This window comes from Formosa sejongensis (assembly GCF_033447105.1).
Taxonomy (GTDB): Bacteria; Bacteroidota; Bacteroidia; order Flavobacteriales; family Flavobacteriaceae; genus Formosa.
In genome coordinates this window covers 140,031-154,119 of the sequence record NZ_JAWQUN010000008.1, presented here as the reverse complement: position 1 = coordinate 154,119, position 14,089 = coordinate 140,031, and the positions used below count along the sequence as shown (strand labels likewise).

8 protein-coding genes are annotated in these 14,089 nt (G+C 33.2%); 1 reads left to right on the top strand and 7 read right to left on the bottom strand.

The window, feature by feature from the left end; translation table 11 throughout:
* Positions 1–197 precede the first annotated feature (197 nt).
* From R6X41_RS10360 to R6X41_RS10350, 3 genes are all read right to left on the bottom strand, one after another.
* The gene (locus R6X41_RS10360; RefSeq protein ID WP_318499981.1) at positions 198–2,063 is read right to left on the bottom strand and encodes a M1 family metallopeptidase; all 1,866 of its coding nucleotides are present in this window, start codon (positions 2,061–2,063) and stop codon (positions 198–200) included.
* 69 nt (positions 2,064–2,132) lie between these two features.
* The gene (locus R6X41_RS10355; RefSeq protein WP_318499979.1) at positions 2,133–3,746 is read right to left on the bottom strand and encodes a S8 family peptidase; all 1,614 of its coding nucleotides are present in this window, start codon (positions 3,744–3,746) and stop codon (positions 2,133–2,135) included.
* A 14-nt stretch (positions 3,747–3,760) separates the two neighbouring features.
* Positions 3,761–4,621 carry an MBL fold metallo-hydrolase gene (locus R6X41_RS10350; protein ID WP_318499977.1) on the bottom strand — a complete coding sequence of 287 codons (861 nt, stop codon included), beginning with the start codon at positions 4,619–4,621 and terminating at the stop codon, positions 3,761–3,763.
* A gap of 147 nt (positions 4,622–4,768) precedes the next feature.
* Here R6X41_RS10350 and R6X41_RS10345 point away from each other — a divergent pair, with 147 nt between their 5' ends.
* Positions 4,769–6,604: a cation:proton antiporter gene (locus R6X41_RS10345; RefSeq protein ID WP_318499975.1), complete on the top strand. Its 1,836-nt coding sequence runs from the start codon at positions 4,769–4,771 to the stop codon at positions 6,602–6,604.
* 202 nt (positions 6,605–6,806) lie between these two features.
* Here the strand turns inward: R6X41_RS10345 and R6X41_RS10340 are convergent, their stop codons facing one another.
* From R6X41_RS10340 to R6X41_RS10325, 4 genes are all read right to left on the bottom strand, one after another.
* On the bottom strand, positions 6,807–9,209 hold the full coding sequence (locus R6X41_RS10340; protein WP_318499974.1) for a glycoside hydrolase family 31 protein: 2,403 nt from the start codon (positions 9,207–9,209) through the stop codon (positions 6,807–6,809).
* Positions 9,210–9,344: 135 nt separating this feature from the next.
* Positions 9,345–11,255 (bottom strand): 1,4-alpha-glucan branching protein GlgB, encoded by a 1,911-nt coding sequence (glgB, locus tag R6X41_RS10335; RefSeq protein ID WP_318499972.1) that lies wholly within the window; start codon positions 11,253–11,255, stop codon positions 9,345–9,347.
* 68 nt (positions 11,256–11,323) lie between these two features.
* The gene (locus R6X41_RS10330; RefSeq protein WP_318499970.1) at positions 11,324–12,589 is read right to left on the bottom strand and encodes a glucose-1-phosphate adenylyltransferase; all 1,266 of its coding nucleotides are present in this window, start codon (positions 12,587–12,589) and stop codon (positions 11,324–11,326) included.
* Positions 12,586–13,998 carry a glycogen synthase gene (locus R6X41_RS10325; protein ID WP_318499968.1) on the bottom strand — a complete coding sequence of 471 codons (1,413 nt, stop codon included), beginning with the start codon at positions 13,996–13,998 and terminating at the stop codon, positions 12,586–12,588. The genes R6X41_RS10330 and R6X41_RS10325 overlap by 4 nt, the downstream gene beginning before the upstream one ends.
* Positions 13,999–14,089: the final 91 nt, after the last annotated feature.

Below are 14,089 nucleotides of genomic sequence, written 5' to 3'. Positions count from 1 at the left end.
TCCTTACAATCAAGGTCGGTTTTAAATCGATCAGAAAACTCTAGAAGATTTTGACCTGTAAATATGTTCATGTTTTAATGTGTTTCTTAGGTTTAAAGATAAGTATTTATATACTGACCTCTATAATTTTATTTAAAAATAACGCATGTTTTTTACAAAAGTAAGAACATGCGTTATTAATTATTAAAACGTGAGTTTTATTTTTTAAAATAGACGTTGTTTTCTTTATTAATATCAGCCATTAATTCTTTAGGATCTATTATTATGTCTTTAATTTCTCCGTGAGATTTTTTAAAGGTAAATGTATAAGTTGGATACGCCCAAGCCCAGTCTTCTAATTGTGTTCTAGATTCTGTTTCAGGTTTTTCGCCACGCATCATAGTTAATGGAATATAGAAAAACGCTTTGGTTCCATCGGTATAATTTACTACAATATCTAAAGGCATTGGCATGGATCCAATACGCTCTAAAGTCACGGTAGTTGACGTTTCAGAATCATCAACAGATTTAATTCCGTAATCAATTGTATTTGTAGTTAATGTCCAGTCTGTTAAATACCAATCTAATTCTAAACCAGAAACTTTTTCGGCAGAACGTATAACATCTATAGGTCTTGGATGTTTAAATGAAAAATCTTGGTAATATTTTTTAAGAGTTTTTTTCAAGTTATCTTGTCCGATAACATAACCTAGCTGTGCTAAAAATACTTCACCTTTATTATAGGCTGCGATGCTATATGCCATATTACAATCATAACGATCGGAATGTGTAGATTGTGGTTGTTCTTTACCAGATTTAACTAAGTAATAATAGCCACGATACGCACCTTCTGAAGGGTTTTCTTTATTTTCCTTCATGATTACATTCATTGCTTGATCACTAATATAACTCGTAAAACCTTCGTCCATCCATTCGTGTTTAGATTCGTTTGAAGCTAATAAAAACTGAAACCATGTATGTGCCAATTCGTGAGCTGTAACACCTACTAAGCTACCAAATTTACGTTCGCCAGTAATAAGTGTACACATGGCATATTCCATACCACCATCTCCACCTTGAATCACTGAATATTGTTCGTAAGGGTACTTCCCTACTTCGGTACTAAAATATTGCATTAACTCTACTGTTTTAGGTTGAAGCTTCTTCCAGTTTTCTAAAATAGCAGGATTATTTTTATAGAAAAAATGTAATAAAGGTCCGTTTGGAACTTGCATCGTATCGTGAATATAATCAGGATCTGCAGCCCAAGTAAAATCGTGTACATTAGGGGCAACAAAATGCCAAGATAATGTATTGCCTTTAGGTTCTGTAACTGTAGATGTTTCGTAACCATGGCCAATTTCGTTAGGGTTTTGAAGGTATCCTGTACCTCCAATAGTATATGTTTTATCAATGTTTATAGTGACATCGAAATTTCCCCAAACACCATGAAATTCTCTCCCGATATATGGATCTGCATGCCAACCTTCAAAATCGTATTCTGCTAATTTAGGGTACCATTGCGTCATAGATAATGCTACACCTTCTTTATTATTTCTACCTGAACGACGAATTTGAAGCGGAATTTGTGCATCGTAATCCATATCGAACGTTACTTTTTCTCCAGGTTGAATTGGTTTTTCTAATTTTACTTCAAGAATAGTACCTACCGTTTCGTAAGCGATAGATTTTCCATCTTGTTTAAGCGATTTTACTTTTATATAGCCAATTTCTTCAGGTGTTAAAGTAGAAATTCTACTGGTTCCGTTTTCCATCATTCTTCCATCTGGATCTTCAATGCTTTGTAAGCGGGCATCCATTTCGCTTCCTGGTTGAAAAGCATTTAAGAATAAATGATAGTAAACACTTGTTAGTACATCTGGGGAATTGTTGGTATACACCAATTTCTGAACTCCTTTATATTTATAAGTTTCAACGTCCATATCAACGTTCATAGTGTAATCCACATGTTGTTGCCAATACGTAGGATCTGTATTAGAACTACTATTTACTAAGACATCTGAAGATTTACACGATGTAAAGACTAAAAGAATTACAAAAATTGAGTAAAAAATATGTTTCATATTGATAGGGGTTTAAATAAAAAACCTCACCAAGTTTTGATTGATGAGGTTTTTTAAATTTGGATTAAATTATTTTACTTTAGAAGCCAAAATTAGAGCGTTGTAAGTATTTACCATTTTACCAGATTTAGATAAATCTTCAAAAGGTTGTACGTTATTAGCATCTCCTCCAGTAACGACTTTAATTTTTATAGGTAAACCAGAATCCATTATTACTTGCTTAACTTGAGCAGCAGTTAATTTAGGATACTGAGAACGTATTAAAGCAGCTACACCAGCAACAGCAGGTGCTGCCATAGATGTTCCTCCTTTAATATCGTATTTTTCACTCCCTGGAACTGTAGAGTAAATTTTAGCTCCTGGAGAAAATACATCTACATTAATTTTTCCGTAATTAGAAAAACCAGCAACCATATCTGGACCATATTTAGGCGCTAATGCCCCAACGGTAATAAATGTATCTCCTACTTCTGGACCATTATCTAATTGGTCGTTCGGGAAACAATTTTTAACATCTAAATCCTGTCCTTCATTACCAGCAGCATTTATAAAAAGCACATCGTTTTTACTAGCATATGCAATAGCATCTCTTACCCAGTCACTGTGTGGTGAGTAATATTTACCAAAACTACCGTTAATAACTTGTGCACCATTATCTACAGCATAACGAATAGCTAATGCAATATCTTTATCGTATTCATCTCCATTAGGTACAGCTCTTATGCTCATAATTTTTACATTATTAGCAACACCATTTGCACCTAAACCATTGTTCCGTTCTGCAGCAATAATTCCGGCAACGTGTGTCCCATGACTTTCAGAATCTTTCACTGGCATAACGTTTCCGTTACCATATCCAACATCTGTTAAATCGTCTGGATTATCTCCTGTTTTTCTACCTTCAAAGTCTTTATTAAGATTAAAGTTTAAACGTTCAGAGATGCTTTCTGCTCCGTTTTTTAAATCTTTTTTAGCTGCATTTACATCTACAAATCCAAGACCTAAAATATATTTACCAATGGCAACAGCTCTAGATAATTCTTCGTTATCTCCTGGGTTAATACTTTCGATATCCGCTAAATTATAATCTGATTTATTTAATTTAGTAGATAAGATTTCGTCTGCATCTATTAATTGTTGCAATAACTGATCGTATTGCGTTTTGTAATTTAAATATTTAGCATATTCTTCATCATATTCAGCTTGAGCTCTTGCATAATCTGGATTTGCTTCATCTCCGCTAGCTAATAAACGTACATATTCTAATTGTTCGTCGTAAGTTTCACCTAAGAAATTCCATCCGTGAATATCATCGATATAACCATTTTTATCATCATCAATTCCGTTATTAGGAATTTCTTTTTCATTTGTCCAGATAACATCTACTAAATCTTCGTGTTCAATATCAATTCCAGAGTCAATTACCGCAACGATAATCGTTTTTCCAGTTTTATTTTTAATAATATCTGTATAAGCTTTCTGAACACTCATACCTGGAATGGTATCTTTAATAAGATCTAAATGACCCCAAGTGTGTTGTTCTGTTTCTGTAAGGTCTGAAACTTTTAATGGTGCGGTATCTATATTTTCGATAGGAGTCGAAAGAACCTTAGCTCCACCACCACAACTAGTTAAAACAGTTGCTAATATGGTTGAGAATAGAATAGGTTTAATAAAATTCATAAGTTATTAATATGTTAATTAAAAATATCTTTACAAGTGTACGTGTCTTTTAAACGCACACCTTTTTCTGTATGTTGTAAGGTGATTATTTCGTTATGAGCATCGTGCTCCAAAAATAAGTAATAATTATTATCGGCAGCTTTATTTAAAAACTTTTCTTTCTCATCAAGGGTTATCAAAGGTCTAGTATCGTAACCAATCACATAAGGTAAAGGAATATGTCCTGCAGTTGGCAATAAATCTGCCATGAATACTATGGTTTTATCTTTGTAAGTAATTTGTGGAATCATTTGTTTATCGGTATGTCCATCTACAAATAAAATATCGAAACCTAATTCACTATTTTCTAAAAGATCGTTTTCAGGAAGCCCTGTAAATTTTAATTGTCCGTTTTCTTCCATTGGAAGAATATTTTCTTTTAAAAATGATGCTTTTTCTCTTTTATTAGGCTGGGTTGCCCATAACCAGTGATCTTTATTACTCCAAAAATGGGCATTTTTAAAAGCCGGTTCGTAACCCGTTCTATCCTTATTCCATTGTATACTTCCGCCACAATGGTCGAAATGTAAATGGGTTAAAAACACATCGGTAATATCGTCGCGATGAAAGCCATAAGCTTTAAGTGAAGCATCTATAGAATGATTTCCCCAAAGTGAATAATATCCAAAAAATTTATCAGATTGTTTATCACCCATTCCTGTATCTACTAAAATAAGCCTGTTACCATCTTCTATTAAAAGTGATCGCGCAGCAATATCAATTAAATTATTAGCATCTGCTGGATTGGTTTTTTGCCAAATAGTTTTAGGAACTACGCCAAACATAGCACCACCATCGAGCTTAAAATTTCCAGTTTCGATTGGATATAAATTCATCTTATTAAAATTTAAAGCGTAAAGTTAAAAATAGTGAAGCAGTTTTAAGGAAATCTTATTTTTTATTGGGTCTTTTTTAACATAAAAAGCCATGCATATCCTATATAAACCAAAACTTTTATATATTCACCTTAGAAAAAATGATGCATGTTAGAACTCGCTGGGATAATTATATTAGGAATATTAGCACAATGGGTGGCTTGGAAATTTAAGATACCAGCCATTTTACCTTTGATACTTATTGGGTTATTGGTTGGACCTATTGCAGCCGAATTCTTCTCTGAAGATGGCTCGAAATGGATAGAACCTATTTGGAATGGGAGAGAAGGTCTTTTTCCGGGAGAAAGTTTGTTTTATTTTGTTTCGCTCGCCATTAGTATTATTTTATTTGAAGGTGGTTTAACCTTAAAGTTAAGCGAAATTAAAAATGTTGCTCCTTCCATTACAAAACTTATTACTTTAGGCTCTGCCGTTACCTTTTTTGGTGCAGCTATGGCCGCACATTATACGTTTTATTTAAGTTGGGAAATTTCGTTTCTATTTTCAGGTTTAATTATTGTAACCGGACCAACTGTAATTACGCCAATTTTAAGGAATATTCCCTTGCCAAAAGATGTGTCTGCCGTATTAAAATGGGAAGGTATTTTAATAGATCCAATAGGTGCTTTAATCGCCGTATTGGTTTTCGAATTTATTAGTGTAGATGCTGGCGGAGAATTTACAAAACGTGCATTTATAGAATTCGGAAAAATTGTATTATTCGGTTTTACATTCGGTTTTACCTTTGCACATGCTTTAAATACTATTATTAATAGAAAATGGATTCCGCATTATTTATTAAATGTGTTCGCATTAGCATCTGTTTTAGGTGTGTTTGTATTATCTGATTCTTTTGCTCACGAATCCGGCCTTTTAGCTGTAGTGGTAATGGGAATGGTTTTAGGAAATTCTAAATCTCCATATTTAAAAGAATTGCTTTATTTTAAAGAATCACTTAGTGTTTTATTAATTTCAATTCTGTTTATTTTATTAGCTGCCAATATTAATATAAGTGATTTATTACTGATTTATAATTGGAATACAGCGGTTTTATTTGCTATTGTTGTGTTTATAATAAGACCTATTGCTGTGTTTATTAGTACGTATAAATCTTCTTTAAAACTAAACGAAAAACTGTTTATAAGTTGGGTTGGCCCTCGTGGTATAGTTGCAGCAGGAATTGCTTCATTATTTGGATTAAAGTTAGCTAAAAGTGGTATTCAGGATGCCGAGTATATTACACCTTTAGTGTTTATGATAGTACTTGGAACAGTACTTTTAAATGCCACAACAGCACGTTTATTTGCAAAATTAGTTGGTGTATTCTTGAAAAAATCTGAAGGAATATTAATTGTTGGAGCATCTAAATTATCACGATTAATCGGTCATTATTTAGAAGAAAATGGACGACATGTGGTGTTAATCGACAGTAACCAAGAGAATATTAAAAAGTGTCATGAATTAGGATTAGAAGCTATAAACACCAATATTTATTCTGATACGTTAATGGATAATATAGAGTTGAACGATGTCGGGTTTCTTATGGCATTAACAGCAAGTGCAGATATTAACAAGTACGCTATAAACAAGTTTGGAGAGCAGTTTGGTGAAAATGGGTCGTTTAGATTATTAACTGCAGATGAGATAAGTAATAGTGACAAAATTCCACGTGAAGTGTTATTTGCGCAAACCGATGATTTTAATTCGTTAAGTGAAGTGACACGCAAATATCCCGCGATTAATGAAATTGAAATAAAAGATAAATCGCACTTTTTGAATTTAGTAAAAATTAGTGATGCCGATATAGATATTATCCCTATTTTTATTAAAAATGATAAGGGTGTTTTAGATATTATTTCGTCTTCAAATAGAGATAAACATATTATTGAACCTGGTTATAAATTAGTCTATATAGGAAAACCTTTTGATGTTGAAAAAATGTAATTCTTCAATAGAAATATTACTTTAAAATTTATAAAAATAAAAACGCTCGTGGATAAATTCGCGAGCGTTTTTTTTATGTTTAAAATTTTTGACTTTTCGTTGCCTTGAATTCCATTTAGAGTCTTAATGTTAGTAACCTTGATTCTTTTATGTGATGATCATAAATTTTCAGCAAGGCGATACCTTTTTATTATTTAAAACACTACATAAAATGAATTTCGCTAAAGGCTTTATCAACTATTAATTCATTATTAATTGTAACTTGATTTAACGTTTTAAAATCGATTTCAACATTATCAATTTCAATTTTTTCTATGGTAAAAGGAAATCCTATTAATTTCAATTTAAAGCGCGTGTAAGGCGCTATATATTTACCTGTGGTATGTTGCTGTATAATTAATTCGTTCTCCTTACCAGTAAGTTTAAATTTACTTAAACTATAGCGTCCTTTTGTATAATCGTAACCGTCGTGAGCATCGTCGAATAAGAGCGATTGTTCTTTTCCTATTTTATAACGGACTTCTAAAGTGATTTCATCAAATTCCTTTTCTCCAACATATTGTTGCACCGGATATTTCGGAATTATAGTTCCTTCTTTAATAAATATTGGCATAGTATCTAAATCGGCATCTACCCATATTTCTCTACCTCCTTCAATATGTTCTTCAGTCCAATAGTTATACCAATTTCCACGAGGGATATACATACGTCTACCTTTAGAATTAGGTTCTAAAATAGGACATACCAATATGTTATTTCCGAAGATAAATTCATCTGTACGATAATGTGTTTGTATGTCTTCTTGATCGAATAGAACAAGCGATTTTAATACGGGAACACCTTCGTCTAAATATTGCCAAAATGCAGTGTATAAATAGGGCAGAAGCTCGTAACGCAATTCTATAAACGAACGTACAATATCTGTAACTTCGTCTCCAAACATCCAAGGTTCTTGCTCCCCATGATCTCCAGAAGAATGTGTTCTACAAAACGGATGAAACACCCCTAACTGAATCCAGCGTGTATATAATTCGCCATTTGGTTGTTCTGCAAATCCGCCAATATCACTACCAATAAATGAAAATCCCGAAAGCGCCATACGTTGTGCTTGTACATTGGCAATCCATAAATGTTCCCAAGTAGCGACATTATCTCCAGTCCAAGACGAAGAATAACGTTGCGTTCCAGAATAGGCAGCTCTTGTAATAACAAACGGACGTTTTGGGTACGCAAATTTCTTTAACCCTTGGTAGGTTGCTCTAGCCATTTGCATGCCATAAACGTTATGCGCTTTTCTGTGGCTACAGCGGTTTCCGTCGTAATCGTGGCGTACATCGTCTGGGAATGTTTTGTTAGGAACCTCCATAACGGCAGGCTCGTTCATATCGTTCCAAACGCCTTTTACGCCTATATCTTCAACAAGTTCTTTAAATAAATCGGCCCACCATTCTCTAACTTTTTTATTTGTAAAATCTGGAAAATAACATTCTCCGGGCCAAACTTTCCCTTTCATATAAGGACCATCTGCACGTTTACAGAAATAATCTTTATCTAAAGCTTCTTTAAAAACATCGTAATCAGGATCTATTTTAATACCTGGATCTATAATTACTATAGTTTTAAATCCATCGTCGGCCAATTCCTTAACCATGCGTTTCGGGTCTGGAAAATATTCTTTATTCCATGTAAAACATCGGAAGCCTTCCATATAATCGATATCCAAATAAATGGCATCGCATGGGATACTTAATTCCCTAAATTTTGAAGTGACTTCTTTAACTTTAGATTCTGGATAATAACTCCATTTACATTGGTGATATCCTAAAGACCACATGGCTGGAAGTTGATGAGGTTTCCCTGTTAAATCGGTGTATTTGGCAACAACATCTCCCATTTTTGGGCCATAAATAAAGTAGTAATTCATTTCGCCACCCAATGCCCAAAAACTGGTTATGTTTTTTCGTTCTTGTGCAAAATCGAAATGCGATCGAAATGTATTATCGAAAAATATACCATAAGATTTACCATGATGTAAACCGGTGTAAAACGGAATGGCTTTGTATAGCGGATCTGTATATTTGCCATAGGCAAAAGAATCTGAAACCCAATTTTCGAAACGTTTTCCTTTTAAGTTTAAATGATCAGGTTTATCCCCTAGGCCGTAATAACTTTCTCCGTCGTTAGAGACCTTACTCATTTTTACAATATTACCACCAAACTCGAAGCTTTCTTCCCAATGAAAGCCAATTTCATCCTGACAGATTAGTGTATTATCTAGAGCATCAAAAAGCGAAATTTTCAAATCGTTTTTTACAATTTTACAGATCACTTTTGAGGTTGTAATGATATATAAGTCTTTCGTTTCTTTAACGTCTAAAAGATTGTATCCTGTCCCAGCATATTTTGAAATGGCATAAGAAAAATCATTTTCGAAATTAGAATCTGTAGCATATCTAAATCGTAAAACACTATCGCGAACTATTGTTAATTGTAAACCAACACCGTTTGCTGTTGTAAAATGAAGTGTATCAATATTTTTTTCGTAAGAAATAATATGGTCAGGGTATTGATTTCCCTTTTTTTCTAATTCTGTATTTATAATCATAATATATAAATATAGGATGTAAAATAAATCTGAAACTTCAGATTTATTTTACATCCTTTTTTGTTAAAAATAGGACTTTTTTTATTTAAAGGAATACTATTTTAAGTGCTAAAATTAAACATATTACAAATGAGATTATTTATATTTAAAAATACAAATAGCAAGTGGAGGAACGGTTATTGAAACCATAAAAGGTTTATTATTCCATGTTTTCTTTTTAGCCTTTATAGCTTTCTTATTTAAAGTACCGCCACCACCAAATTCTGTACTATCACTATTAAATACTTCAATTAAGCTACCTTTTCTTGGCACTCCAATATCGTAGTTCTCATGACTGTTTGGTGTAAAATTACACACTACAATAAGGTCATTTTCTGGGTCGTGTCCTTTTCTAATATAAGACATTACGGCATTTTGATGATCGTCGTAGCTAATCCATTCAAATCCGTCTTGGCTAAATCCTTTTTCGTATAAAGCTGGCGTGTTTTGGTATAATGCGTTTAATGTTTTTACGTATTCTTTTGCTTGAATATGTGGTTCAAATTCTAGTAAATTCCAATCTAAACTGGTTAGGAAATTCCATTCGTTATATTGACCGAATTCTGCACCCATAAAAAGTAATTTGGTTCCAGGATGCGTATACATATAACCAAACATGAGTCTTAAATTTGCAAAACGTTGCCATTCGTCTCCAGGCATTCTACCTAAAACAGAGTTTTTTCCATACACCACTTCGTCATGCGAAATTGGGAGCATAAAATGTTCTGAAAATGCATATGCTAAACTAAACGTAATTTCGTTTTGATGATAACTTCTGTAAATGGGATCTTTCTTAAAATAATCTAAGGTATCGTGCATCCAACCCATCATCCATTTCATACCGAAACCTAATCCTCCATGTTCAACTTTATTGGTAACACCTGTAAAAGCTGTAGATTCTTCAGCAATGGTTTGTATGCCATCAAACATAGAATATACGGCTTCATTGCATTCTTTTAAAAATGAAACAGCTGCTAGATTTTCGTTTCCACCATAAATATTCGGTTCCCATTCGCCTTCTTCTCTAGAATAATCTAGATAAATCATAGAAGCAACAGCATCTACACGTAATGCATCTATATGATAATATTTAAGCCAGTAGACAGCATTACTTATTAGAAAAGCACGGACTTCTGGTCGTTCATAATTAAAAATTAAACTTTTCCAATCTGGATGATACCCTTTTCTAACGTCTGGATGTTCGTATAAATGGGAACCATCAAAATTACCTAAACCATGAGCATCTGAAGGGAAATGGGAAGGCACCCAATCCAATATTACTCCAATATCTGCATCGTGAAATGCATCTACTAAGCCCATAAATTCTTGTGGCGTTCCAAATCGAGATGATGGTGCAAAATAGCCTGTAATTTGATATCCCCAAGACGGATCGTAAGGATATTCCATTATAGGCATAAGTTCTACATGAGTAAAATTCATTTCTTTTACATACTCTACTAAAGTTTTAGAAAGCTCTGTATAGGTTAAGAAACGATCTTCTTCAACGTTTTTCATCCAAGAACCTAAATGTACTTCGTAAACCGCATAAGGTTTGTCTAAGCCATTTTTTTCATTACGATAAGACATCCAATTTTTGTCTTTCCATTCATAATTTGAAGTTTCCCAAACTATGGAAGCTGTTTTTGGAGGTTGCTCGCAACGAATTCCGTAAGGATCTGCTTTTTCAGTTTTAACGCCGTCGTTATGACTTGTAATAGCATATTTATATAAAGAACCTTTACCAACATTAGGTATAAACCCTTCCCAAATTCCGCTGGAATCCCAGCGGACGTTTAGAGGGTGTTCTTCTGTATTCCAAAAGTTAAAATCGCCAATTACTGAAACAGATTTTGCACTAGGAGCCCAAACTGCAAAGTATGTTCCCTTTTCACTTTCGAAGGTTGTGATATGTGATCCAAATTTTTCAAATAAATTATAATGTTTTCCTGATTTGAATAGGTTAATATCAAAATCGGTAAATAAGCTAAAAGTTTTAACTTTTGTCATAATAGTATGTTGTAAATCACTTCAAGATAGTTTGAAGTTAAAAAAATATATTTAAAATACTTTTGGTTTTAAAGTACAAATCCTGAAGGTACAGTCGCTCCTTTTTTAATAACTACAATACCATCTCTTACTACATATATGTCGGTTTCTGTATCTTCTAAATGTGGTCCTCCGTTAATAGTTACGTTGTCTCCAATTTTACTATTTTTGTCAATAATAGCGTTATTGATTGTACAACGTTCGCCAATACCAACTAGAATTGGAATATGATTTTGTTCTATTTCGTCAAGTGTTTCGTAATAGTCAGACCCCATGATGTATGTATTAGTTATTACGGTGTCTTTTCCAATACGTGCACGAATTCCAATAACTGAATGTTCAATTTTTGAAGCATGTATAATACAACCTTCAGCAATTACAACTTTATTTAATGTTGTTCCAGCTAGTTTTGTAGTTGGTAACATTCTGGCATGCGTGTAAACACGTTGATTTTTATCGTATAAATTGAATTTAGGAATATCGTCTGTTAATCCTAAGTTAGCTTCAAAGAACGATTCTATAGTACCTATATCTGTCCAATAGCCTTCATATTGATAACTAAATACAGGGCGTTTACCAATCGCTTGTGGTATAATTTCTTTTCCAAAATCGTTAGTACTCGGGTCGTTCATTAAATCGATTAACAATTGTTTGTTAAATACGTAAATACCCATAGACGCTAAATAATGGCGTCCTTCATTTTTCATTTCATCACTTACTTCAGATTCCCAACCTTTTATTAATTCACTGTTAGGTTTTTCAATAAATGAAGAAATCATACTGTTTTCATCCGTTTTTAAGATCCCGAACGATGTTCCGTCTTTAGCATTTACAGGATATGTTGCCACACTAATCTCTGCGCCGCTTTCTATATGTTTTTCAATTAATTCATTAAAATCCATTTGATATAACTGATCTCCAGATAGGATTAAAGCATATTCAAAATCGTTTCTTAAAAAGTGATGCATACTTTGTCTAACAGCATCTGCAGTACCTTGAAACCAAGTATCGTTACCTATTGTTTGTTCTGCAGCCAATACATTTACAAAAGCATCACTAAAGAAACTAAAATGATATGTATCCTTTATATGTCGGTTTAATGATGCCGAATTAAATTGTGTTAGTACAAACATACGTTTGATGTCTGAGTTGATACAGTTAGAGATAGGAATATCTACTAATCTGTATTTTCCTGCTATTGGAACAGCTGGTTTAGATCTGTCTTCTGTTAAAGGGTAAAGCCTTGAGCCTTGACCTCCACCTAAAATTATAGATAGTACTTTGTTGTTAATCATAAAAATGGATTTAATGAGTTATAGACGTTTAAATATGATTGAGCTGAAGCGTGCCAAGAATGATCTATTGACATTACTTCAGATCTTGTTTGTTTAAAAATTTCTGAGTCATAAAATTCTGCGGCGCGTTCAATAGCCTCGCAAACTTCTGCAACATTTACTTCGTTATGGCAAATTCCAAAACCACCATCGTAGATATCTATTACGGTGTCTTTTAATCCTCCAATACTATGTACGACAGGTATTGTGCCGTATCTTAAAGAATACAATTGGTTTAAACCACACGGTTCTACACGCGAAGGCATTAATAGAAAATCTGCTCCTGCATAAATGATGTGAGAGAGTCTTTCATCGTAACCTATAAAGGCATTGTATTTGTCTTTGAATCTTTCTTTTAGGTTTATAAGGTCGTTTTCGGTGTGTTTTTCACCAGAACCTAATAATAATATAGAGATATCGTTTCCAAATAAGGATTCAGAAAAAATCTTTGGAAATAAATCGGCTCCTTTTTGTTCAACCAAACGCCCAATAAATGCAAAAAGCGGCTTGTTAACGTCTAAATTAAATTCGTTACACAACCATTCTTTATTTTTGAATTTTCCGTGTTCAATGGTCTCTTTAGTATAATTCTCTATAATTAAAGGATCTGTTTCTGTATTCCAAACCTCTGTATCTATACCATTTAAAATACCAATACATTTTGCATGTTCGTTACTTAGAAGCGATTCTAAGCCATTGGCACTTTCCTTTAATTCATCCATATAGCTAGGAGAAACTGTAGTCACAATCCAAGCACATTTAATGGCTGAAGCTAACGGATTTATAACATGGTTCCAGTCTAATAATCCAACATGACTAAATTTAAACTCAGGAATTAGACTAACTAAATCGTGAGAAAATGCGCCTTGATATTGTGCATTGTGAATAGTAAATGCTACAGGAACCTTTCTTAACATTGAATATCTAAATGATTCTTGCACCATAAATGGGACTAATCCCGTGTGGTGATCGTGACAATGTATTACGTCGGGTATCTCTCCTTGAGCGATCCAATCTAATGCAGCTATTTGAAAGGCTAAAAACCGTTCTGTGTCGTCTGATGTGTATACAAAATCTGTATATAATAGTTCAGGAACATCTACAAAAAAAATGTTGAAACCTAGTTCGTTTTCGTTTTCTTTTAAGGTTAAAATCCTAAAATCATAATCTGTGTCACCTAATAAAATCGTGTCGTTATAAACAGGTTTAAAACAATGCGATTTGGTGAATTTATTATTATAAAACGGCATAATGACCTGGCTTGTAACGCCCAGTTCATTTTGGTATTTTGGTAGCGCCCCTAAAACGTCAGCAAGACCTCCAACTTTTGCTATAGGGTAACATTCGGCACTTAGATGAGTGATAATCATAGTTTATAAAATGGCAATTCCCTATAAACTTAGAAAGATTAATTGAATTCTCTATTATGATTCTATAACAATTGTAAAAAAAAACGTTATT

What these genes read in the sequence shown, in the direction of transcription:
- glgB (WP_318499972.1), bottom strand. Translation starts at nt 11,255, where the DNA reads ATGACAAAAGTTAAAACTTTTAGCTTATTTACCGATTTTGATATTAAC.
- R6X41_RS10360 (WP_318499981.1), bottom strand. Translation starts at nt 2,063, where the DNA reads ATGAAACATATTTTTTACTCAATTTTTGTAATTCTTTTAGTCTTTACA.
- R6X41_RS10355 (WP_318499979.1), bottom strand. Translation starts at nt 3,746, where the DNA reads ATGAATTTTATTAAACCTATTCTATTCTCAACCATATTAGCAACTGTT.
- R6X41_RS10330 (WP_318499970.1), bottom strand. Translation starts at nt 12,589, where the DNA reads ATGATTAACAACAAAGTACTATCTATAATTTTAGGTGGAGGTCAAGGC.
- R6X41_RS10350 (WP_318499977.1), bottom strand. Translation starts at nt 4,621, where the DNA reads ATGAATTTATATCCAATCGAAACTGGAAATTTTAAGCTCGATGGTGGT.
- R6X41_RS10345 (WP_318499975.1), top strand. Translation starts at nt 4,769, where the DNA reads ATGTTAGAACTCGCTGGGATAATTATATTAGGAATATTAGCACAATGG.
- R6X41_RS10325 (WP_318499968.1), bottom strand. Translation starts at nt 13,998, where the DNA reads ATGATTATCACTCATCTAAGTGCCGAATGTTACCCTATAGCAAAAGTT.
- R6X41_RS10340 (WP_318499974.1), bottom strand. Translation starts at nt 9,209, where the DNA reads ATGATTATAAATACAGAATTAGAAAAAAAGGGAAATCAATACCCTGAC.